At 73.3% G+C, this 21,176-nt stretch carries 23 protein-coding genes and 1 tRNA gene; 19 read left to right on the forward strand and 5 right to left on the reverse strand.

Going from position 1 to position 21,176, the window contains the following annotated elements:
* The first annotated feature begins 49 nt into the window (after positions 1 to 49).
* The 5 genes from HK417_RS17045 to HK417_RS17065 all read left to right on the forward strand — a co-directional run bounded on the left by HK417_RS17045 (position 50) and on the right by HK417_RS17065 (position 4,005).
* Positions 50 to 535, forward strand: a complete 486-nt coding sequence (locus HK417_RS17045; protein ID WP_308123660.1) for a histidine triad nucleotide-binding protein — start codon at positions 50 to 52, stop codon at positions 533 to 535.
* A 112-nt stretch (positions 536 to 647) separates the two neighbouring features.
* The gene (locus tag HK417_RS17050) at positions 648 to 1,784 is read left to right on the forward strand and encodes a PhoH family protein (protein ID WP_439957931.1); all 1,137 of its coding nucleotides are present in this window, start codon (positions 648 to 650) and stop codon (positions 1,782 to 1,784) included.
* A gap of 5 nt (positions 1,785 to 1,789) precedes the next feature.
* Entirely contained in the window at positions 1,790 to 2,302 is a 513-nt protein-coding gene (gene ybeY, locus HK417_RS17055) for an rRNA maturation RNase YbeY (protein WP_222268611.1), read from the forward strand.
* Entirely contained in the window at positions 2,299 to 3,660 is a 1,362-nt protein-coding gene (locus tag HK417_RS17060) for a hemolysin family protein (RefSeq protein ID WP_222268613.1), read from the forward strand. Before ybeY ends, HK417_RS17060 begins: the two co-directional genes overlap by 4 nt.
* Positions 3,661 to 3,666: 6 nt before the next feature.
* Complete coding sequence (locus HK417_RS17065) at positions 3,667 to 4,005, forward strand: cytidine deaminase (protein ID WP_222268615.1); 339 nt, start codon at positions 3,667 to 3,669, stop codon at positions 4,003 to 4,005.
* Between the two features lie 45 nt (positions 4,006 to 4,050).
* Here HK417_RS17065 and HK417_RS17070 read toward each other — a convergent pair whose 3' ends face one another.
* Positions 4,051 to 4,650, reverse strand: a complete 600-nt coding sequence (locus HK417_RS17070; RefSeq protein WP_222268617.1) for a hypothetical protein — start codon at positions 4,648 to 4,650, stop codon at positions 4,051 to 4,053.
* Between HK417_RS17070 and era the strand changes: the two genes are divergently transcribed.
* From era to HK417_RS17085, 3 genes are all read left to right on the forward strand, one after another.
* A complete protein-coding gene (gene era, locus HK417_RS17075; RefSeq protein WP_261327067.1) occupies positions 4,649 to 5,626 on the forward strand; it encodes a GTPase Era in 978 nt (325 codons plus the stop codon). The genes HK417_RS17070 and era overlap by 2 nt on opposite strands.
* 12 nt (positions 5,627 to 5,638) lie before the next feature.
* On the forward strand, positions 5,639 to 6,385 hold the full coding sequence (recO, locus tag HK417_RS17080) for a DNA repair protein RecO (protein WP_222268619.1): 747 nt from the start codon (positions 5,639 to 5,641) through the stop codon (positions 6,383 to 6,385).
* Between the two features lie 76 nt (positions 6,386 to 6,461).
* Positions 6,462 to 7,226, forward strand: a complete 765-nt coding sequence (locus tag HK417_RS17085; RefSeq protein ID WP_222268621.1) for an isoprenyl transferase — start codon at positions 6,462 to 6,464, stop codon at positions 7,224 to 7,226.
* A gap of 62 nt (positions 7,227 to 7,288) precedes the next feature.
* On the opposite strand, the gene HK417_RS17090 is transcribed toward HK417_RS17085, so the two are convergent.
* Together HK417_RS17090 and HK417_RS17095 are read right to left on the reverse strand one after the other, a co-directional pair.
* Positions 7,289 to 7,675 (reverse strand): Fur family transcriptional regulator, encoded by a 387-nt coding sequence (locus HK417_RS17090; RefSeq protein WP_222268623.1) that lies wholly within the window; start codon positions 7,673 to 7,675, stop codon positions 7,289 to 7,291.
* The gene (locus HK417_RS17095; RefSeq protein WP_222268625.1) at positions 7,675 to 8,028 is read right to left on the reverse strand and encodes an ArsR/SmtB family transcription factor; all 354 of its coding nucleotides are present in this window, start codon (positions 8,026 to 8,028) and stop codon (positions 7,675 to 7,677) included. The genes HK417_RS17090 and HK417_RS17095 overlap by 1 nt, the downstream gene beginning before the upstream one ends.
* A 50-nt stretch (positions 8,029 to 8,078) precedes the next feature.
* Here HK417_RS17095 and HK417_RS17100 point away from each other — a divergent pair, with 50 nt between their 5' ends.
* The 3 genes from HK417_RS17100 (at position 8,079) to HK417_RS17110 (ending at position 10,635) form a co-directional block, all read left to right on the forward strand.
* Positions 8,079 to 8,366, forward strand: a complete 288-nt coding sequence (locus HK417_RS17100) for an antibiotic biosynthesis monooxygenase (protein ID WP_222268627.1) — start codon at positions 8,079 to 8,081, stop codon at positions 8,364 to 8,366.
* Positions 8,357 to 9,118 (forward strand): sulfite exporter TauE/SafE family protein, encoded by a 762-nt coding sequence (locus tag HK417_RS17105; RefSeq protein WP_222268629.1) that lies wholly within the window; start codon positions 8,357 to 8,359, stop codon positions 9,116 to 9,118. Before HK417_RS17100 ends, HK417_RS17105 begins: the two co-directional genes overlap by 10 nt.
* Before the next feature lie 101 nt (positions 9,119 to 9,219).
* Positions 9,220 to 10,635: a glycine--tRNA ligase gene (locus tag HK417_RS17110; protein WP_308123662.1), complete on the forward strand. Its 1,416-nt coding sequence runs from the start codon at positions 9,220 to 9,222 to the stop codon at positions 10,633 to 10,635.
* 18 nt (positions 10,636 to 10,653) lie between these two features.
* On the opposite strand, the gene HK417_RS17115 is transcribed toward HK417_RS17110, so the two are convergent.
* A complete protein-coding gene (locus tag HK417_RS17115; protein WP_222268631.1) occupies positions 10,654 to 11,238 on the reverse strand; it encodes a DinB family protein in 585 nt (194 codons plus the stop codon).
* Positions 11,239 to 11,319: 81 nt separating this feature from the next.
* On the opposite strand from HK417_RS17115, the gene dusB reads away from it, so the two are divergent.
* The 7 genes from dusB to HK417_RS17150 all read left to right on the forward strand — a co-directional run bounded on the left by dusB (position 11,320) and on the right by HK417_RS17150 (position 20,338).
* Positions 11,320 to 12,480: a tRNA dihydrouridine synthase DusB gene (dusB, locus tag HK417_RS17120; RefSeq protein ID WP_222268633.1), complete on the forward strand. Its 1,161-nt coding sequence runs from the start codon at positions 11,320 to 11,322 to the stop codon at positions 12,478 to 12,480.
* Positions 12,477 to 12,932: an Rv0361 family membrane protein gene (locus HK417_RS17125; protein WP_222268635.1), complete on the forward strand. Its 456-nt coding sequence runs from the start codon at positions 12,477 to 12,479 to the stop codon at positions 12,930 to 12,932. The genes dusB and HK417_RS17125 overlap by 4 nt, the downstream gene beginning before the upstream one ends.
* Positions 12,933 to 13,060: 128 nt before the next feature.
* Positions 13,061 to 15,763, forward strand: coding sequence for a pyruvate, phosphate dikinase (gene ppdK / locus HK417_RS17130; protein WP_222268637.1), 2,703 nt, complete (start codon positions 13,061 to 13,063; stop codon positions 15,761 to 15,763).
* Between the two features lie 66 nt (positions 15,764 to 15,829).
* On the forward strand, positions 15,830 to 16,444 hold the full coding sequence (locus HK417_RS17135) for a YdcF family protein (RefSeq protein WP_222268639.1): 615 nt from the start codon (positions 15,830 to 15,832) through the stop codon (positions 16,442 to 16,444).
* Complete coding sequence (locus HK417_RS17140) at positions 16,444 to 16,932, forward strand: hypothetical protein (protein WP_261327068.1); 489 nt, start codon at positions 16,444 to 16,446, stop codon at positions 16,930 to 16,932. Before HK417_RS17135 ends, HK417_RS17140 begins: the two co-directional genes overlap by 1 nt.
* Positions 16,932 to 19,760: a DNA primase gene (dnaG, locus tag HK417_RS17145; protein WP_222268641.1), complete on the forward strand. Its 2,829-nt coding sequence runs from the start codon at positions 16,932 to 16,934 to the stop codon at positions 19,758 to 19,760. Before HK417_RS17140 ends, dnaG begins: the two co-directional genes overlap by 1 nt.
* Positions 19,757 to 20,338, forward strand: coding sequence for a hypothetical protein (locus HK417_RS17150; RefSeq protein WP_308123663.1), 582 nt, complete (start codon positions 19,757 to 19,759; stop codon positions 20,336 to 20,338). Before dnaG ends, HK417_RS17150 begins: the two co-directional genes overlap by 4 nt.
* Before the next feature lie 7 nt (positions 20,339 to 20,345).
* Here the strand turns inward: HK417_RS17150 and HK417_RS17155 are convergent, their stop codons facing one another.
* A complete protein-coding gene (locus tag HK417_RS17155; RefSeq protein ID WP_261327069.1) occupies positions 20,346 to 20,624 on the reverse strand; it encodes a hypothetical protein in 279 nt (92 codons plus the stop codon).
* Positions 20,625 to 20,761: 137 nt separating this feature from the next.
* Between HK417_RS17155 and HK417_RS17160 the strand changes: the two genes are divergently transcribed.
* Positions 20,762 to 20,834 (forward strand) — tRNA-Asn (locus HK417_RS17160).
* Positions 20,835 to 21,176: the final 342 nt, after the last annotated feature.

Genomic DNA, 21,176 nt, shown 5'->3' on the forward strand with positions numbered 1-21,176 from the left:
GGTCAGCGCAGCGCCGCGCGGGCGCGCGCTGACCAGGTCGACCGCCGCGGTGCGCCGTGCTCACCACGTCCTCGCGGGATGCTGGGGGACGGGCACGGGGATCTTCTGGGACGTCGGGAAGGGCGGGCCCATCGTGGTCGGCGCCGCGGCCGCCCGCTGGCCTAGGGTCGGCCGGGTGAGCGACTGCCTGTTCTGCCGCATGGTCTCCGGCGAGATCGCGCCCGACGTCGTCCGGGAGACCGACCGCACCCTCGCGTTCCGGGACGTCAACCCCCAGGCGCCCACCCACGTGCTGGTGATCCCCAAGGAGCACCACGTCACCGTCGGCGCCGTCGCGGCCGCCGATCCCCAGCTCGCCGTGGAGCTCCTCAGCGCCGCGCAGGCGGTCGCCGAGCAGGAAGGCCTGGGGACGGCGGACTCCCCGGAGCCGGGCTGGCGGCTGGTCACCAACAGCGGGCCGCAGGCCGGGCAGAGCGTGCACCACGTGCACCTGCACGTGCTGGGCGGCCGCGGGATGACCTGGCCGCCCGGCTGAGCAGCCCGGACGTCCGGTCACCCCGTCGGGTCGAGCCCGATTCGGAGGTGCCGTGCGCGGGTAGACTCGGTCGGGTCACAGCCCCGTAGCAGGAAGGCAGGGTCGAGCGTTCTTGCCCGACACCTCACCGGACGCCGTCCCCACCGGCACCGTCAGCGCGCGTGAGCTCTCCGCCCGCGCGGCGGCAGCCGACAGCGACGCCGCCGAGGCGCCGGTCACACCGGCCGCCGTCCGCACCGCGATCACCGTTCCCGACACCGTCTCGATGGTCGCCCTGCTGGGCTCCGGGGACGAGTTGCTGCGCCTGCTCGAGAGCGAGCTCGCCGCCGACGTCCACGTCCGGGGCAACGAGATCGCCATCACCGGGCAGCCGGCCGACAACGCCTTCGCCGTCCGTGTCTTCGACGAGCTGATCGCGCTGCTGGCGACCGGCCAGCAGCTCCGGCCGGACTCCGTGCGCCGCGTCATGGCCATGCTCCGGGCCGGCGGCAGCGAGCGCCCCGCCGAGGTGCTCAGCCTGGACATCATCAGCCGCCGCGGCCGCACGATCCGGCCCAAGACGCTGAACCAGAAGCACTACGTCGACGCGATCGACGAGAACACCGTGGTGTTCGGGATCGGCCCGGCCGGCACCGGCAAGACCTACCTGGCCATGGCCAAGGCCGTGCAGGCCCTGCAGACCAAGCAGGTCAACCGGATCATCCTCACCCGCCCCGCGGTCGAGGCCGGCGAGCGGCTGGGCTACCTGCCCGGCACGCTGTCGGAGAAAATCGACCCGTACCTGCGGCCGCTGTACGACGCGCTGCACGACATGGTCGACCCGGAGTCGATCCCGCGGCTGATGCAGTCAGGCACGATCGAGGTCGCGCCGCTGGCCTACATGCGCGGCCGGACGCTCAACGACGCGTTCGTGATCCTCGACGAGGCGCAGAACACCACCGCCGAGCAGATGAAGATGTTCCTCACCCGGCTCGGGTTCGGCTCGAAGATGGTCGTCACCGGCGACATCACCCAGGTCGACCTGCCCGGCGGCGCGCCGAGCGGCCTGCGGATCGTGCGCGACATCCTGCAGGGCATCGACGACGTGCACTTCGCCCTGCTCACCAGCACCGACGTCGTCCGCCACCGGCTGGTCGGGGACATCGTCGACGCCTACGAGCGGTGGGACACCGCCCGCCAGTCCGGTCCGCAGACCCCCGCCCGGCCGGGCCGTCCCAGCCGGCCGGCCGCCCGGCAGCAGGGGAGTTGAGCGGCGTGCCCGTCGAGGTCGCCAACGAGTCCGAGATCGCCGTCGACGAGCAGGCGCTGGCCGGCATCTGCCGCTACGTGCTCGACGCGCTGGAGGTCAGCCCGCTGGCCGAGCTGTCGGTGCTGTGCGTCGACGTCGACTACATGGCGAGCCTGCACGAGCGGTGGATGGGCGAGAAGGGCCCCACCGACGTGCTGGCCTTCCCCATGGACGAGCTGGACACCGCCCGGCCCGACGACCCCGACCCGGGGCCGGCGCTGCTCGGTGACGTCGTGCTGTGTCCCGCGGTCGCCGTCCGGCAGGCCCGGGCGGCCGGCCACGCGATGGCCGACGAGCTGCTCCTGCTCGCCACCCACGGCGTGCTGCACCTGCTCGGCTACGACCACATGGAGCCCGACGAGGAGAAGGAGATGTTCGCCCTGCAGCAGAAGCTGCTCGAGGGCTGGCGCTCCACCCCGCGCGAGCTCGTGACCGGCGAGCCGGTCACCGTCGAGAAGCCGGATCCGAGGGCACGATGAGCCCGACCGCGATCGTCCTGCTGGTGATCGCCGTCTGCCTGGTCCCGCTGGCCGGCCTCTTCGGCGCGCTCGACGCGGCGCTGCAGCGGCTGTCCAAGGCACGCGTCGACGAGCTGCGCCGCGACGGGGTCAAGCGCGCCGACGCGCTCGCCGAGGTGATGGCCGAGCGCTCCCGGCACATCGCGCTGCTCCTGCTGCTGCGCATCGTCTGCGAGACCGCCGCCACGGTGCTGGTCACACTGGTCTTCTACGTCGTCCTGGACGGGTTGGCCGCCGGCGTCGTCGCCGCGATCGCGGTGATGACCGTGGTCAGCTACGTGCTGGTCGGCGTCGGCCCGCGCACCCTCGGCCGCCAGCACGCCTACGGCATCGCGATGGGCGCCGCCGGCCTGATCCGGCTGCTCGGCCGGCTGCTCGGCCCCATCGCCACGCTGCTGATCCTCATCGGCAACGCGATCACCCCCGGGCGGGGTTACCGCGACGGCCCGTTCAGCAGCGAGGTCGAGCTCCGCGAGCTGGTCGACATGGCCGAGGAGCGCGGCGTCGTGGAGTCCGGCGAGCGGAACATGATCCACGGCGTCTTCGAGCTCGGCGACACCATCGCCCGCGAGGTCATGGTGCCGCGGCCGGACGTCGTCTGGATCGAGCGCGGCAAGACCCTGCGGCAGGCCCTGGCGCTGTGCCTGCGCAGCGGCTTCAGCCGCATCCCGGTCGTCGGGGACAACGTCGACGACATCATCGGCATCGTCTTCATGAAGGACCTCGTCCGCCGGTCCCAGGGCGCCTCGGTCGGCGGCGCGCCGGGGCCGAAGGTGGAGGAGCTGATGCGCCCGGCGGTGTTCGTCCCGGAGTCCAAGCCGGTCGACGAGCTGCTGCGGGAGATGCAGGCCTCGCGGACACACATGGCCGTCGTCGTCGACGAGTACGGCGGTTTCGCCGGCCTGGTGACGATCGAGGACATCCTCGAGGAGATCGTCGGGGAGATCGCCGACGAGCACGACGCGGTGCAGCGCCCGCCTATCGAGGAGCTGTCCGACGGCTCGGTGCGGATCACCGCGCGGCTGCCGGTCGAGGACCTCGCCGACCTGTTCAAGGTCGAGCTGCCCGACGACGACGGCGTCGAGACCGTCGGCGGCCTGCTCGCGCGGGAGATCGGCATGGTGCCGATCGAGGGCTCGGCGGCGGAGGTCGGCGGCCTGCGGCTGGTCGCCGAGAGCACCGGCGGGCGGCGCAACCAGATCGACACCATCCTGGTCAGCCGGGTGCCCGAGCCCGGTGGGGGCGACGAGGACCGCGCCGCCGACGAGCCGGCCGACCAGCCCACCCGGGAGCCCGAGCCGGCCGTCGTGGAATCCTGACGCCTCGTGAGCGCCGCTGAGCTGGACCCCGAGGACGCCAAGCTGATCACCCTGGCCCGCTCCGCGCGGGGGCGCACGGGAGCCGCCGAGGGGGCCGCGGTGCGGGACACCGACGGCCGGACCTACCTCGCCGCGACGGTGGCCCTGCCGTCGCTGCGGCTGTCGGCGCTGCAGGCCGCGGTGGCGGCGGCGGTGTCCAGCGGGGTCGAGGGGCTTGAAGCGGCGGCGGTGGTCAGCGCCGCGGAGACGGTCGAGGAGGCCGGGCTCACCGCCGTCCGGGACCTCACGCCGTCCGCGCCGGTGCTGCTCGCCGGCCCCGACGGCACCGTCCGCGCGACCGCCTGACCCCCGGGGGCTTTATCGGGCTCAAGCCCGGGGGCTTTTTCGGGCTCAAGTACGGAGGGGGCAGCCGAGGGCGTCGGCGAAGGCATCGGGGTCGCGCACCCAGACGGTGAGCGCCTGCTCGGTCTCGCCGTCCATGCCCAGGTGGCGCACGCCGACCCGCTGCCGGCCCGGCCACCAGCCGCCCCGCCGCCTGGCCTTCGGCCAGCCTTCCGGCCCGGGGCCGGCGACGACCTGCCGCACCAGCACCAGCGGCACGATGCCGAACGTCGAGACCTGCCGCAGGCCCGCGATGTCGGTGGACAGGCCGGTGTCGGAGACGGTGAGCCGGCCGGTGGAGCCGGCGAGCACCAGCAGCCCGAGGCCGAGGGCCAGCGGCAGCTCGTCGACCACCGCCGCCCGCCCCTCCCGCCAGCCCAGGAAGGACAGCCACGCCACGACGGCGAGCACGGTCAGCGCGATCACCCGCAGGGACGCCAGCTGGTACTGCCAGTAGCGCAGCGGGGCGGGGGTGACCGTGACGTGCCGCTTCGGGCCGCGGCCGGCCAGGTAGCCGTAGCTGGTCACCTGGCTGACGTGCCGCTCCCGGTCGCGGGCGGCCCGGACCACCAGGGGATCACCGTGCTCACGTCGGGACCGGGGAGGCATGACGACCATGATCCCAGCCGCCGCCGGGGTGTCGGCGGTCAGTGGGAGACTGGACGGCGTGACCGAGACCGATCAGCCGCCCTACCGCAGCGGCTTCGCCTGCCTGGTCGGCCGGCCCAACGCCGGCAAGACCACGCTGACGAACGCCCTGGTGGGGGAGAAGGTCGGCATCGTCAGCAACCGGCCGCAGACCACGCGGCACGCGATCCGCGGGGTGGTGCACCGCCCGGAGGGCCAGCTGGTGCTCGTCGACACGCCGGGGCTGCATAAGCCGAAGAGCCTGCTGGGCCAGCGGCTGAACGACGTGGTCCGGGACACGCTGTCCGAGGTCGACGTGATCGTCTTCTGCATCCCGGCTGACCAGCCGGTCGGGTCCGGTGACGCGTTCATCGCCCGGCAGCTCAAGGAGGTGACCACGCCGATCGTCGTGGTCGTCACCAAGACCGACGTGGCCGGCAAGAAGGCGATCACCGAGCAGCTCGTGGCGGCCAGCAAGCTGGTCGAGGCCCGCGAGATCGTGCCGGTCAGTGCCGTCGCCGGCGAGCAGGTGGAGCTGCTGGAGGACCTGCTGATCGGGTTGCTGCCCGAGGGGCCGCCGATGTACCCGGAGGAGCAGACCACCGACGAGGACGTCGAGCGGCAGATCGCCGAGCTGGTGCGCGAGGCGGCGCTGGAGAAGGTCCGCCAGGAGGTGCCGCACTCGCTCGCCGTCACGGTGGAGGAGATCAACCGCAAGCCCGACCCACGGGACCGCGACGCCGTCTTCACCGAGATCCACGCGCTGCTGCACGTCGAGCGCCCCAGCCAGAAGCCGATGCTGCTGGGCAAGGGCGGCGCGACGATCAAGGCCATCGGCAGCGAGGCCCGGGTCGGGCTGGAGGTGCTGCTCGGCGGCCGGGTGCACCTGGACCTGCACGTCACCGTGCTCGGCGAGTGGCAGGACGACCCGAAGAAGCTCAACCGGCTCGGCTACTGAGGCGACGGGCCAGTGAGCACCACACCGCAGGCGCTGTACCGCGACGAGGGCGTCGTCCTCCGCACCCAGAAGCTGGGCGAGGCCGACCGCATCGTCACGGTGCTGACCCGGCGCACCGGCAAGGTGCGCGCCGTGGCCAAGGGGGTGCGCCGCACCAAGAGCAAGTTCGGCGCGCGGCTGGAGCCGTTCAGCCACGTCGACCTGCAGCTGTACACCGGCCGGAACCTGGACATCGTCAGCCAGGCCGAGTCGATCCACGCCTACGGTCCCGCGGTGGTCCGCGACTACCGCGCCTACACCGCCGGCACCGCCGTGCTGGAGACCGCCGACCGGCTGACGGCGGAGGAGAGGGAACCGCAGCTGCGGATGTTCCTCCTGGTCATCGGTGCGCTGCGCACGCTGGCCGACGCCAGTCGCCCGCCGGGGCTGGTGCTCGACGCGTTCCTGCTGCGGGCGATGTCGGTGGCCGGGTGGGAGCCCGCGCTCGGTGACTGCGCCCGCTGCGGCGAGGAGGGCCCGCACCGGCACTTCTCCGTCCCGGCCGGGGGCACCGTGTGCCCGGCCTGCCGTCCCGCCGGCTCGGCGATGCCGAACCTGGTGACGATCGACCTGCTGGAGGCGTTGTTGAGCGGCGACTGGGTCCGGGCCGAGGCCAGCCAGGCGATGAGCCGGCGGGAGGGCAGCGGCCTGGTCGCGGCGATGCTGCAGTGGCACCTGGAGCGTGGGCTGCGCTCGCTGCCGCTGGTGGACCGCTCATGAGCGGACGGGCGCGTGAGCATCGCAGCGAGGAACGAGCGGGGACCGGAGCGCGCCGCGGGAGCGAACGGGTGATGTCGTGCAGCGGGAGGTGAAGGCGCCCAACCCGCATCCGTCCGGGGCCCGTCCGCCGCAGCTGCCGGCGGACCGGGTGCCCGGGCACGTGGCGATCGTCATGGACGGCAACGGCCGCTGGGCCAAGCAGCGCGGCCTGCCGCGCACCGCCGGACACGAGGCGGGGGAGTCCTCGCTGTTCGACTGCGTCGAGGGCGCGATCGAGCTCGGCGTCACGGCGATCAGCGCGTACGCCTTCTCCACCGAGAACTGGCGGCGCAGCCCGGAGGAGGTCCGCTTCCTGATGGGCTTCAACCGGGACGTGATCCGCCGTCGCCGGGACGAGATGCACGAGCTCGGGGTGCGGGTGCGCTGGGCCGGTCGCCGTCCGCGGCTGTGGAGCAGCGTCATCAAGGAGCTCGAGATCGCCGAGGAGCTCACCAAGGACAACGACGTCCTCACCCTCACGATGTGCGTCAACTACGGCGGGCGGGCCGAGATCGCCGACGCCGCGGCCGCGATCGCCCGGGAGGTCGCCGCCGGGCGGCTCAAGCCGGACAAGGTCGACGAGGCGACCGTCGCCCGGTTCCTCGACGAGCCGGACATGCCCGACGTCGACCTGTTCGTGCGCAGCTCCGGGGAGAACCGGACCAGCAACTTCCTGCTCTGGCAGTCGGCCTACGCGGAGTTCGTCTTCCTCGACACGCTGTGGCCCGACTTCGACCGCCGCCACCTGTGGCAGGCCTGCGAGGAGTACGCGAGCCGCCAGCGCCGCTTCGGCAGCGCTTAGGCCCCCTGCAGGGCCCCGCCGCGAGCTTGCGAGCGGTGGGGGGCAGGGGGTCCTTCTACCGCTCAGTCCCGCGCGCGGCAGCCGGCGCAGGTGCCGACGATCTCCATCGTGTGGCTGACGTCGGCGAACCCGTGCTCACCGGCCACCCGGTCGGCCCACTGCTCCACGGCGGGCCCGGCGACCTCCACCGTGCGCCCGCACGAGCGGCACACGAGGTGGTGGTGGTGCTGGGTACTGCAGCGCCGGTACAGCGCCTCGCCGGAGTCGGTGCGGATCGAGTCCAGCTCGCCGTCGTCGGCGAGCGCCTGGACGGCGCGGTAGACGGTGGACAGCCCCACGCCGTCGCCGGCGCTGCGCAGCCGGGCGTGCACCTCCTGGGCGCTGTGGAAGCCCTCGAGCTGGTCGAAGACGGCGGCGACGGCGGCGCGCTGGCGGGTGGTCCGAGCCATCAGACGATCGCCGTGCCGCGGGAGGCGTCGTCCGCGCGTCCGTGACCGGCGTGCTCGATGGCGTCCCGCACGATGTGCGCGACGTGCGCGTCGACCAGCCGGTACTCCACCTGCCGGTGCTGTCGCACGCCGGCGACCAGCCCCGCCGACCGCAGCACCCGCAGGTGCTGGGAGACCAGCGGCTGCGGCACGCCGAGCGCGTCGACGAGCTGGTGCACGCAGCGGGAGCCGTGCTCGGCGAGCAGGGCCACGATCGACAGCCGGAGCGGGAAGGCCAGCGCGGTCAGCAGCTCACTGGCCGCCAGCACGTCGGCGGGGATCGTCCGGCTCGGGGTGGTGAGGGCCGCGGACATGACATCATCGTCGGCGCACGTGAGAATCGTTGTCAACTGAAGGGGGTCCGGTGTTCGCCGTCACCCGGTTGCGCGTCCCGGCCGACGACGTCCCGGCCCTGCTGGCCGCAGCGGGCGAGCTGCTGGCCGTGCTCCGCACCCGCCCCGGGTTCCGGGACGGCGCCGTCGGCCGCGCCGCCGACGACGACTCGCTGTGCGCCCTCTGGACGACGTGGGACGGCGTGGGTGCCTACCGCCGTGCGCTGTCCGCCCCCGAGGCCAAGATCGCCGGCGCCCCGGTGTGGGTCCATGCCGTCGACGAGCCGGGCGCCTACCTGACGGACGAGGCGTGGACCTGACGCTGGTCCTCTCCGGCGCGGCGGTGGTCGTCGGCGCCAGCCTGCTCGGCGGCGTCACCGGGTTCGGGTTCTCCCTCGTCTGCGCGCCGTTGCTGTTGCTCCTGGGGATGGGGCTGACCGACGTCGTCGTCGTCAACCTCACGATCGGCCTGCTCACCCGGCTGGCGACGGTCGCCCGGCTGCACCGGTCGGTGCACCGTCGCCGGGCCGCGTACCTGGTCGCCGGTTCCCTGCCCGGACTGTTGCTCGGCCATCTCGTCCGGGACGTGGTCAGCGGGGATGCGCTGAAGGTGACGGCCGGGGGCGTGGCGGTCGTGGTGGCCGCCTTCCTCCTGCTCGGCCCGGCCGGAGCCCGGTCGGCGGGCGACGGCAGCCGGGTCCCGCCGCTGGCCACGGGTGGCGCGGGGATGCTGGGCGGCTTCCTGGGCATCACCACGTCGCTCAACGGCCCGCCACCGGTCGTCCTGCTCTCCCGGCAGAACGTCGCGCCGCGGCAGTTCGTGGCCGACCTGGCGGTGTACTTCATCGTCTGCAACGCCCTGGCCCTGGCCCTGATCGGGCTGGCCGGCGAGCTGGACCTGGGCCGGGTCGGGCTGCTCCTGCTGTGCTGGCTGCCCGGCGCCGTGCTGGGCAACGCCCTCGGGAACACCTGGGCCGGCCGGGTGCCCCGGGGCCCGTTCCGGGTGATGACCCTGTGCCTGGTCATGGTGACCGGGCTGGCCACCGTGGTGACCGCGCTCGCCGGCGGCTGAGCCGCCGGTGCGGCGGCGGGGCCGCGACGGGCGGCGACTAACGTCTGGAAGGACCTCCCCGCAGGGGAGCCGCCGCCGACCGCCAGCCGGATGGAGCCCTCGTGCCCAGCGACACCCCGACCGCCCCCCGCACCGCCGACCCCGCCCGGCTGGACAAGGTGGTGAACCTCTGCAAGCGCCGGGGGTTCGTCTTCCCGTCCGGTGAGATCTACGGCGGCACGCGCTCGGCCTGGGACTACGGGCCGCTGGGCGTGGAGCTGAAGGACAACATCAAGAAGCAGTGGTGGCGCACCGTCGTCCAGGGCCGGGACGACGTCGTCGGCCTGGACTCCTCGGTGATCCTGCCCCGCCAGGTGTGGGTCGCCTCCGGTCACGTCGGTGTCTTCACGGACCCGCTGACCGAGTGCACGAACTGCCACAAGCGGTTCCGCGCCGACCACCTCGAGGAGGAGTTCGAGGAGAAGAAGGGCCGGGCGCCGGAGAACGGCCTGGCCGACATCTCCTGCCCGAACTGCGGCGTCAAGGGCCAGTGGACCGAGCCGCGCGACTTCAACATGATGCTGAAGACCTATCTCGGCCCGGTCGAGGACGAGTCCGGCCTGCACTACCTGCGCCCGGAGACGGCGCAGGGCATCTTCGTCAGCTTCGCCAACGTGATGGGCGCGGCCCGGAAGAAGCCGCCGTTCGGCATCGGCCAGATCGGCAAGTCCTTCCGCAACGAGATCACCCCCGGGAACTTCATCTTCCGGACCCGTGAGTTCGAGCAGATGGAGATGGAGTACTTCGTCCAGCCCGGCACGGACGAGGAGTGGCACCAGTACTGGATCGACGAGCGCACCCGCTGGTACGTCGACCTGGGCATCTCCCGGGACAACCTGCGGCACTACGAGCACCCCAAGGAGAAGCTGTCCCACTACTCGACGCGCACCGTCGACATCGAGTACCGGTTCGGCTTCCCCGGCTCGGAGTGGGGCGAGCTCGAGGGCGTCGCCAACCGCACCGACTTCGACCTCAAGACGCACAGCGACCACTCCGGCGCCGACCTGTCGTACTTCGACCAGGCCAGCGGTGAGCGGTGGACGCCCTACGTCATCGAGCCCGCGGCCGGCCTGACCCGGTCGCTGATGGCGTTCCTGGTCGAGGCCTACTCCGAGGACGAGGCCCCCAACGCCAAGGGCGGCGTCGACACCCGCACGGTGCTCCGGCTCGACCCGCGGCTGTCGCCGGTCAAGGCCGCCGTCCTGCCGCTGTCGCGCAACGCCGACCTGTCGCCCAAGGCCCGAGACCTCGCCGCGGAGCTGCGGAAGAGCTGGAACGTCGACTTCGACGACGCCGGCGCCATCGGCCGTCGCTACCGGCGGCAGGACGAGATCGGCACCCCGTTCTGCCTCACCGTCGACTTCGACACGCTCGAGGATGACGCGGTGACCGTGCGGGAGCGCGACACGATGACCCAGGAGCGGGTGGGCCTCGACCAGGTCGTCTCCTACCTGGGTGCCCGCCTCCCCGGCTGCTGAGGAACGGGACGCCGCCGCTCATTCCGCGGCGTCTCGCCAGCGGTACAGGTCGCGCAGCAGCGCGATCTCCGCGCCGTGGTGCAGCACCTCGCGGTTGATGTGCAGCACCAGCTCGGCCATCGGGTGGTCGGCCCACGGGCCCTCGGCCGGACCGACCGCCCGGCGCAGGTCGTCCGGGTTCAGCCCGCGCACGCCCGTCGTCCAGGCGGCGTAGGTGGCGTCGAGCTGGTCCAGCGCCGTGGCGGCGTCCCCCGGGTACTCGTGGGTGGCGTAGTCGAACGGCGGCCCGCCGAAGTGGCTGGCCGCGCGGGCGCCCAGCACGCCGACGACGAGGTGCCCGATCAGCCACGCGATCGTCCTCACCGGCGCGGGCTCGGGCTCCGGGAAGGCGAAGTCGATCGTGAAGTCGCCGGCGCCGACGGCCATCGGCGCGCTGCTGGTGCCGCGCGGTCGCACGTTCCAGCAGCCGGCCACCGGCTCCCAGCGGTACTCCTCGTCGGTGAGCCCGTCCAGCCGCGGCCGCAGCTGCTCGCGCCAGTGCCACTCGAGCTGCTCGGCGAGCTGGCCCGTCCAGTCGATGGGGGCGGTGAGGGTCGTCTCCATGGGCGGACGATAGGGGTCCCCGCCGACAGGACGGGCGTACGTGATCACGGGCACTCAACGTCGGCACCTACTCTGGACGACGTGACCAGCGGGACCCTCGAGCGCGCGACGGCGCTGCCGGCGTTGCAGCTCGGCTCGCTGACCGTCGACCCCGCGGTGGTGCTGGCGCCGATGGCGGGCATCACCAACCCGGCCTTCCGCACGCTGTGCCGGGAGTTCGGGGCGGGCCTGTACGTCTGCGAGATGATCACCACCCGGGCGCTGGTGGAGCGCAACGAGAAGACGCTGCAGATGGTGCGGGCCACGCCTGGCGAGGCGGACGCCTTCTCGGTGCAGCTCTACGGCGTCGCCCCGGCGACCGTGGGCCGGGCCGTGGAGATGCTGGTCGACGAGCAGGTCGCCGGCACCCGCCCGGCGCACATCGACCTGAACTTCGGCTGCCCGGTGCCCAAGGTGACCCGCAAGGGCGGCGGCTCGGCGCTGCCGTGGCGGCGGGTGCTGTTCCGGGACATCGTCCGCGCGGCCGTCGCCGCCGCCCGCGACGTCCCGGTGACCGTGAAGACCCGGATCGGCATCGACGCCGAGCACGTCACGTACCTGGAGGCCGGCGCGATCGCGCAGGACGAGGGCGCCGCCGGGATCACCCTGCACGGGCGCACCGCCGACCAGCTCTACAGCGGGACCGCCGACTGGTCGCACATCGCCCGGCTGGTCGAGCACGTCGACATCCCGGTGCTGGGCAACGGCGACTTGTGGGAGGCCGACGACGCGCTGCGCATGGTCGCCGAGACGGGTTGCGCCGGTGTGGTCGTCGGCCGCGGGTGCCTGGGCCGGCCCTGGCTGTTCGGGGACCTGGCCGCGGCGTTCGCCGGCGACACCCGCCGGGTGCTGCCGACGCTGCGCGAGGTGGCCGTGATCATGCACCGGCACGCCACGCTGCTGTCGGCGGAGCAGGGGGAGCTGCACGGCTGCACCGACTTCCGCAAGCACGTCGCCTGGTACCTCAAGGGCTTCTCCGTGGGCTCCGACGTCCGGCGCGCGCTGGCCATGGTCTCCGGCCTGGACGAGCTCGCCGGGCTGCTGGACCGCATCCCCGACCAGCCCTATCCCGAGGCGGTGCTCGGCGCTCCGCGCGGCCGCACCAGCCCGCCCCGGCCGGTCGCGCTGCCCCAGGGCTGGCTCGACGACCGTGACGACCCGCGCCCTCCGGCGGGCGCCGAGCTGCCTGTGAGCGGCGGATGACCGGCCCGTTCCTGTACGACGACCGGCCCGAGCCGCTGCACACCGGCGAGGGGCGCCGGCGCACGGGGCTGCTCATCGCCATGCTGGCCGGCACCGTGGCCGTCGCCGTCGTCATGGTCGGCCTGATGGGCGTGTTCAAGGGCTCCGCGCAGGACCAGGCCAAGGAGGTCGCGACGGTGTTCACCGCCGCGCTGTCCCAGGGCGACGTCGAGACCGCCTACACCCTCGTCTGCGACGACGTGCGCGCGTCCGTGCCCCCCGCCTCGCTGGCCGAGGAGTTCCTGCAGCCGGGCACCCCAGAGGTCACCGGGTCGCGGGGTGACCAGCTCGACGGCTCGCCGGTGCAGTACGTCACGGTCCGGTGGGACGACGGCGGCAGCGTCGTGGAGACCGAGCTCACCGTCGTCCCGGAGGGCGGCACGAAGGTCTGCGGGACCCAGCTCGTCAACTGAGCCCGCCGCCCCTGGTGTGCCGGGGCGCGGCGGGCCACCCTGGAGGCACGCCACCGGGGCCCACCGTGGTGCCCGCCGTCGCGGACGGTCGCCGTCCGCGCCGGTCCGCGGTGGCCCCGGGAGGGGCGATGTCGAACGTCGGCAACGGCAGGACCTGGGTGCAGGACTTCAGCCAGGGCTCGATGGACCAGAAGGACCTCCTCGGCGGCAAGGGCGCGAACCTCGCCGAGATGACCCGGCTGGGCCTGCCGGTGCCGCCGGGCTTCACGATCACCACCGAAGCCTGCCGCTGGTACCTCACCCACGGTGCCCCGCCCCCGGCGCTGGCCGCCCAGGTCGAGGAGCACCTCGCCGCGCTGGAACGGACCCTCGGCCGGCGGCTCGGGGACCCGGACGATCCGCTGCTGGTCTCCGTGCGGTCCGGTGCGGCGCACTCGATGCCCGGGATGATGGAGACCGTCCTCAACGTCGGGCTGACCGATGCGTCGGTGCAGGGGCTGGCCCGCCAGTCGGGGAGCGAGCGGTTCGCCTGGGACTCCTACCGGCGGCTGGTGCAGATGTTCGGGCACACCGTGCTGGGGATCGACGACGAGCACTTCGACGACGCGCTGGAGAAGGCGAAGGCCGCCCAGGGGGTGTCCCGGGACGTCGACCTGGACGCCGCCCACCTGCGGGACCTGGTCGGCGCCTACCGGTCGATCGTCCGCGAGGAGACCGGCCGCGACTTCCCGGCCGACCCGCGCGAGCAGCTGGAGCTGGCGATCACCGCCGTCTTCGACTCGTGGAACGCCGACCGGGCTGTCCTCTACCGCCGCCAGGAGCGGATCCCCGGGGACGGCGGAACGGCGGTCAGCGTCGTCGCGATGGTGTTCGGCAACCTGGGGGAGGACTCCGGCACCGGAGTCGCGTTCACCCGGGACCCGGCCACCGGCGCACCCGGGATCTACGGCGACTACCTGGCCGACGCGCAGGGCGAGGACGTCGTCGCCGGCATCCGCAACACCGTGCCGCTGGCCCAGCTGGCTGAGCTGGACCCGCGCTCGTTCGCCGAGCTGCGGGAGGTGATGCGCCGGCTGGAGCAGCACTACCGGGACCTGTGCGACATCGAGTTCACCATCGAGCGCGGCAAGCTGTGGATGCTGCAGACCCGGGTGGGCAAGCGCACCGCGGCGGCGGCGTTCGTCATCGCCGCCCAGCTGGTCGACGAGGGCCTCATCGACCTCGACGAGGCGCTGCGCCGGGTGAGCGGCGAGCAGCTGGCCCAGCTGATGTTCCCGCGGTTCGTCGAGCGGGCGGACGCCGTCCTGCTGACGACCGGGATGAACGCCAGCCCCGGCGCGGCGGTCGGCAGGGCGGTGTTCTCCTCGGAGACGGCGGTCGAGTGGGCCGAGCGCGGGGAGGACGTCGTCCTGGTGCGGCGGGAGACGACCCCCGACGACCTGGCCGGGATGATCGCCGCGCGTGGCGTGCTCACCAGCCGTGGCGGGCGCACCAGCCACGCCGCCGTCGTGGCCCGCGGCATGGGCCGCACCTGCGTCTGCGGTGCCGAGGAGCTCGACGTGGCCCCGCGGGCCCGACGGTTCACCGCCCCCGGCGGCACGGTGGTGCGCGAGGGCGACACGATCTCCGTCGACGGCTCTACCGGGCGGGTGTGGCTCGGGGAGGTGCCGGTGGAGGCGTCGACCGTGGTCCGGTACGTCGAGGGCGAGCTCGACCCCGCGTCGGACGACGCCGACGACGTCGTCCGCGCCGTGCACCGGCTGCTCGGGCACGCCGACACCCGCCGCCGGCTGGGCGTGCGCGCCAACGCAGACACCCCGGCGGACGCCGCCCGCGCACGGCGGTTCGGCGCGGTCGGCATCGGGCTGTGCCGCACCGAGCACATGTTCCTGGGGGAGCGGCGGGAGCTGGTCGAGCAGCTGGTGCTCGCCGTCGACGACGCGCAGCGGACGGCGGCGCTCGACGCGCTGCTGCCGCTGCAACGCCAGGACTTCCTGGAGGTGCTGGAGGCGATGGACGGGCTGCCGGTGACGATCCGGCTGCTGGACCCGCCGCTGCACGAGTTCCTGCCCGACCTCACCGAGCTGTCGGTGCGGGTGGTCCGGGCGGAGGACCAGGGCGAGCCGGACGAGGCCGACCTGCGGCTGCTGACCGCCGTCCGCCGGATGCACGAGCAGAACCCGATGCTCGGGCTGCGCGGCGTGCGCCTGGGCGTGGTCGTGCCCGGGCTCTACGCGATGCAGGTGCGGGCGGTGATGGAGGCGGCGTGCGCGCGGCTGAAGGCCGGCGGGGACCCGCGCCCGGAGCTGATGGTGCCGCTGGTCGGGGCCCTGCAGGAGCTGCACCTGGTCCGCGCGGAGGCCGAGGCCGTGATCGCCGACGTGTGCGAGGAGCACGGGCTGGAGCTGCCGGTGCCGATCGGCACGATGATCGAGGTGCCGCGGGCCGCGCTGACCGCCGGGGAGATCGCCGCGTGCGCCGACTTCTTCTCCTTCGGCACGAACGACCTCACCCAGATGACCTGGGGCTTCAGCCGGGACGACGTGGAGGCCGCGTTCTTCCCCGCCTACCTGGAGGCCGGCGTGTTCGACGTGTCGCCGTTCCAGACGCTGGACCGGGCGGGCGTCGGGCGGCTGGTGGAGCTCGCCGTCACCGAGGGCCGGGCTGCCCGGCCGGACCTGCACCTGTGCGTCTGCGGTGAACACGGCGGCGATCCGGAGTCCGTGCACTTCTTCGCCCGGATCGGCCTGGACGAGGTCTCCTGCTCGCCCTTCCGGGTGCCGGTGGCCCGGCTGGAGGCCGGCCGGGCGGCGGTCACCTCGGCGGGCTGACCGGCCGGCGCGGCACGCCCTCCCCAGGGGCGCACTGCCGTCAGCCCGGCGTGGTACCCATGACGCGTGGCCTGGGTCGGACGAGTGGTGGGGGCGGTGCTGACCGCCGCCGTCCTGCTGGTCGCCTCCACCGGGCTGGCCATCTGGTGGACCGCCCGGCAGGACGCCCGCCCGGAGTCCGACGCGATCGTGGTGCTCGGGTCGGCGCAGTACAACGGCGTGCCGTCCTCGATCTTCGAGGCGCGGCTCGAGCACGCCCTGCGGCTCTACGAGGACGGTGTGGCACCGGTGGTGGTCACGGTTGGTGGCAAGGCCGCCGGCGACGCGTTCACCGAGGCGGAGGCCGGCCGGGACTACCTGGCGCAGGCCGGCGTCCCGGCCGACGGGCTGCTCGCCGTCCCTGAGGGAGTCGACACGCTGGAGAGCATGCGCGCGGTCGCGACGGAGCTCACCGACCGCGGCTGGTCGTCCGCCGTGCTGGTCACCGACCCGTGGCACGCGATGCGGGCCGAGCGGATGGCCGAGGACGCCGGGCTGGCTGCCACCAGCTCGCCCACCCGGCAGGGCCCCGCGGTGCAGACCCGCGCCACCCAGTTCCGGTACATCCTCCGCGAGACCGCCGCGTACCTGCTCTACCGCGGGACCGGCGAGAGCATCGCCGGCGCCCCGGGGATCGGCTGATGGACGGAACCGTGCTCGAGCTGGGCAAGGCCGGGAGCTCCGGCGTCGAGAAGGGCGTCATCCCCGTGCTGTCCGGGGGTGCCGTGGTGGCGACGCTGCGCGCCTCCAACTGGAAGGAGTCCGCCACGGCGGTCGTCGGGGACCGCACCTGGGTGTTCGGGAAGCAGTCCCGGGAGCTGACCGCCCGCTGGGAGGCCGACCCGGAGGACAGCGTGCGACTGCGCGCCTGTCAGGAGTCCTTCTGGAAGGGGAGCTGGACCGTCGACCTGGAGGGAATCCTGGTGGAGGTGGTGACCGCCTCCTGGTGGAAGGGCACCCGCCGGTACTCGGCCGCCGGGCAACTGGTCGCCGAGAGCAGCACGACCGGCGGCCGGGCGATGCGACCCGCGCTCACCCCCGCTCCCCAGCTGCCGCTGGACCACGCGGTGTTCCTGCTGTGGATCGAGCGGGTGCTCGGCCGGCGGTCGGCTGCAGCGGCGGCGGCCTGATGGCCGGGCGAGGACGCATTCGCGCCGCGGACATCGCACTGGTCCGCGAGCGGTCGAAGATCGACGACATCATCGGCGAGCACCTGCAGCTCAAGCGGGCAGGCGGCGGCAGCCTCAAGGGCCTGTGCCCCTTCCACGACGAGAAGTCGCCGTCGTTCCAGGTGACGCCCTCGCGCGGGCTCTACCACTGCCTGGCGGGGGAGACCGGCGTCCTCACCGAGGACGGCACCGTCCCCATCCGCGAGCTCGCCGGCAGGACGGTGCGCGTGCTCAACGGCGACGGCGGCTGGGTCGAGGCCCCGTTCAAGAGCTACGGCGTGCAGCGGCTGATGCGCGTGACGGTGAGCCGCAACGGGCGCACGAAGGTGCTGCACGCGACCGACGAGCACCGCTGGTTCGTCCCCTCGGGCGCACTGCGTCAGCAGCGGCGCGAAAAGCTGACCAAGGACCTCCGCCCCGGCGACCGGCTGTCGCACTCGTTCCCCGTGAGCCGGGTGCTGAACCCGGCCACCCGTCCTTCGCCGTTCGGCATCGCGCGAGGCCTTGTCTACGGCGACGGCACGCGGGCCGGGGCCGGCTCCATCGCCGTGCTGTACGGCGAGAAGGACGCCGAGCTCGCCCGGTTCTTCGAGGGGTGCCGTTCTTGGTCCGACGAACGGGGAACGCGCTTCTACGGGCTGCCCGCGTACTCCAAGGAGGAGCGTCCGGCGCTCGACGAGGATGTCTCCTACCTCCTCGGATGGCTCGCTGGGTACTTCGCCGCCGACGGGTGCGTGGCGGACGACGGTGATGCAGTCCTGAACTCGGCCGATCCGACGGATCTCGAGTACGTCCGCACCTTGTGCACCCGGCTCGGCATCGGCACCTTCGGTATCGCGAAGCAGACCCGCGTGGGCATCGACGGCGTGCCCAGCGACATCTACAACGTCCGCTTCATGACCAAGGGACTGCCGGAGTCCTTCTTCCTCCTGCAGCAGCACCGTGCGCGGTACCTCGCCAACGACAAGAAGTTCGAGCGCAAGAACTGGGTCGTGCAGTCTGTCGAGTGGAGCGACCGGGTCGAGGAGGTCTTCTGCGCCGAGGTCCCGGGGACCCATGCATTCACGCTCGAGGACAACATCCTCACCGGGAACTGCTTCGGTTGCGGGGTCGGCGGGGACGTCATCCGCTTCATCCAGGAGATCGACCACCTGTCGTTCTCCGAGGCGGTCGAGCTGCTCGCCGGGCGGGCCGGCGTGCAGCTGCAGTACGAGGACGACGGCGGCCGCCCCACCGGCGGCCCCGACCGGGCCGGCGCCGGCCAGCGGGCGCGCCTGGTCGCGGCCAACGCCGCGGCGGCGCAGTTCTACGCCGACCAGCTGATGACGCCGGAGGCCGCGCCGGCCCGGCAGTTCCTGGCCGAGCGGGGCTTCGACCGGCAGGTCGCCCTGGACTTCGGCTGCGGCTACGCCCCGAGCGGTTGGGACGCGCTCACCCGGCACCTGCGGGGGCTGGGGTACACGCAGGCCGAGCTGGTCACCGGCGGGCTGGCCAAGGAGTCCTCCCGCGGCACGCTCATCGACCGGTTCCACCGCCGGCTGGTCTGGCCGATCCGCGACCTCACCAACGACGTCATCGGGTTCGGCGCGCGCAAGCTGATGGACGACGACCCCGGCCCGAAGTACCTCAACACCCCCGAGACCCCGCTGTACAAGAAGAGTTCGGTGCTCTACGGCGTCGAGCGCGCCAAGCGGGACATCGCCCGCAACCACCAGGCGGTCGTCGTCGAGGGCTACACCGACGTCATGGCCTGCCACGTCGCCGGCGTCACCACGGCGGTGGCCTCGTGCGGAACGGCGTTCGGGGCGGAGCACATCAACGTGCTGCGCCGGCTGCTGATGGACCAGGACGAGTTCCGCGGCGAGGTCGTCTACACCTTCGACGGCGACGCGGCGGGCCAGGCCGCGGCCATGAAGTCGTTCAAGGAGGACCAGCGCTTCGTCGCGCAGACCTTCGTCGCCGTCGAGCCCGAGGGCCGCGACCCGTGCGAGCTGCGCCAGGCGCACGGCGACGCCGCCGTCCGCGACCTCATCGCCCGGCGCACCCCGCTGATCGAGTTCGTGCTGCAGACGATCCTGCGGGAGTACGACCTCGACACCGTGGAGGGCCGGGTCGCCGCCCTGGAGAAGACCGCGCCGCTGATCGCGCAGATCAAGGACCACGCCCTGCGACCCGCCTACGCCCGGCGGTTGGCCGGCCTGCTCGGCCTGCCCGACGAGACCGAGGTCGTGCAGCGGGTGCGCCGGCTGACCGACGGCGGGCAGACCGCGGAGCGGCCACGGTTCCGAACGCCGCGGAAGAGCCCCGACGACGTCGCGATCGAGGTGGAGCGGGAGGCGGTGAAGGCGGCCCTTCAGGTGCCCGAGATGGCCGGGCCGGCGTTCGACGACGTCGCCGCGACCGACTACACGCACCCGGACTACGGCGCCGTGGCCGCGGCCATCGCCGCCGCCGGCGGAGCGGCGGGCGCCACCGTCTCCGGCGCCGCGTGGATCGAGCAGGTCGGTGAACACTGCGACCGGGAGACGGCGCGGGCGATGCTCACCGCGCTGGCGGTCGAGCCGCTGCGGTCGGTGGGGGAGAACGACGCCACCTACGTCAACGCGCTGATGGCCCGGCTGCAGGAGCTGGTCACCGTGCGGCGGGTCGCCGGGATCAAGGGCCGGCTGCAGCGGATGAACCCGGTCGAGCAGGGCGACGAGTACATGAAGCTGTTCAAGCAGCTGATGGACCTCGAGCAGCTGGCCATCTCACTGCGGAAGCGGGCCGCGGGCGGGCTCACCCCGTGAGCGTGCTGGGCACCGCCGTCCGGCTGGTCCGGCGGCGCTTCGCGGGACCGCCGGAGCCGGTCCGCACCGCGGTGGCCGGCACGGGGGACCCGGACGAGCGGGTGCTGGCCTGGGGGGAGCGGGCCGACGGCGGGTGGCTGGTGGCCACCTCGCGGGGCCTGTGCACCGTCGTCCCCGGTGCCGCCGACGCCGACCCCCTGCTGCCGTGGCACCAGGTCGCCACCGCCCGCTGGGCCGCCGACGCCGCGGGCGGCGGCACGTTCTCGATCGCCGCGCTGACCGAGGTGGAGCCGGGCGTGCAGGCGCGGGAGCGCGCGGTCCGGCACGTGCTCCGGGACGCGGGGGAGCTGCCCGCGGTGCTGCGCAACCGGGTCGACCGGACCGTGGTCACCAGCCAGCGGCACCCGCTGCCCGGTGGTGGGTCGGTGCTGCTGGTCGCCCGGCGGGTGCCGGGTCAGTCGGTGCGGGAGTGGAGCGTCGTCTTCGACGACGCGGCCGACCGGAACGACCCGGTGGCGCGCGGGGTGGCGCGGGAGCGACTGGCAGCCGCGGTCGCCGCGGACGACCCGAGCCGCTGAACCGTCCTCAGTGGGCGGTGGGCCCCTGGCCACGGTCCGTGGGCTGCGAGCCGCCCACGGTGGACTGCGAGCCGCCGGCGGTGGGCTGCTGATGCGTCAGCTTCGCCTTGACCGTGCCGACCGCCGCGTCGGCGCGGGCCTGGGCGATCCCCGCCGCGCTCTGCAACCGCGGGTCCTCCTTGGCGTGGTGGTACATGCGGCGAATCTGTTCGTACCGCTCCCGCCCGGCCCGGGCACCCAGGACGTAACCGGCGCTGAAGCCGGCGAGGAAGGACAGCTTGGCCACGAGGGCACCTCCATGATCGGGCGGACGGGAGAACGCTACCGGCGGTGACGCGCCGGGACCCGTCGAAGGGCCCCCTCCCGGGTCCCCCGCGGCGGTGAGGTAGTCTCGACGAGCGCGCGGGACACCAGGCCCGCCGATCCCCCGTAGCTCAATTGGCAGAGCATGCGACTGTTAATCGCAGGGTTATTGGTTCGAGTCCAATCGGGGGAGCAAAAGCCCAGGTCATCGGACTGTAGATCTGCGGGATGCTGCAGGACCTCCCGCTTTACCCCCATCAAAAGGCGCGGCGGCGTCGACTGCAGTGTCGGTGTCGGACGGGTCCAGTGGTCGGCTGTCTCACCCCCCTCGGACATGGGCTGCGACACTGGTCGACAGCCTGGCGCTGGGAGTGGTTCTCCAGTACCGCCGGCGAGGCCGTGTCGAGCTGAAGTGCTCCCCGCAGTCACTGCGATGCCCTTGCACACAGTCGCTCATTCTCCAGGTGTCCCGCCCCGGGTTCAGTGGAGGCTCGGAACTGACGCGGCGACGGTAGTCGCCGCGGGGTTGCCGGTA

Origin of the sequence: Modestobacter marinus, assembly GCF_019799945.1 — a bacterium.
GTDB classification, from domain to species: Bacteria; Actinomycetota; Actinomycetes; order Mycobacteriales; family Geodermatophilaceae; genus Modestobacter; species Modestobacter marinus_B.

Bases quoted from the DNA above. Each gene is read 5' to 3' on its own strand.
- HK417_RS17070 (WP_222268617.1), bottom strand. From the start codon at position 4,650: ATGCCTCCCCGGTCCCGACGTGAGCACGGTGATCCCCTGGTGGTCCGG.
- dnaG (WP_222268641.1), top strand. From the start codon at position 16,932: ATGGCCGGGCGAGGACGCATTCGCGCCGCGGACATCGCACTGGTCCGC.
- HK417_RS17090 (WP_222268623.1), bottom strand. From the start codon at position 7,675: ATGGCTCGGACCACCCGCCAGCGCGCCGCCGTCGCCGCCGTCTTCGAC.
- HK417_RS17095 (WP_222268625.1), bottom strand. From the start codon at position 8,028: ATGTCCGCGGCCCTCACCACCCCGAGCCGGACGATCCCCGCCGACGTG.
- HK417_RS17115 (WP_222268631.1), bottom strand. From the start codon at position 11,238: ATGGAGACGACCCTCACCGCCCCCATCGACTGGACGGGCCAGCTCGCC.
- ppdK (WP_222268637.1), top strand. From the start codon at position 13,061: ATGTCGAACGTCGGCAACGGCAGGACCTGGGTGCAGGACTTCAGCCAG.
- HK417_RS17140 (WP_261327068.1), top strand. From the start codon at position 16,444: ATGGACGGAACCGTGCTCGAGCTGGGCAAGGCCGGGAGCTCCGGCGTC.
- HK417_RS17125 (WP_222268635.1), top strand. From the start codon at position 12,477: ATGACCGGCCCGTTCCTGTACGACGACCGGCCCGAGCCGCTGCACACC.
- HK417_RS17060 (WP_222268613.1), top strand. From the start codon at position 2,299: ATGAGCCCGACCGCGATCGTCCTGCTGGTGATCGCCGTCTGCCTGGTC.
- era (WP_261327067.1), top strand. From the start codon at position 4,649: ATGACGACCATGATCCCAGCCGCCGCCGGGGTGTCGGCGGTCAGTGGG.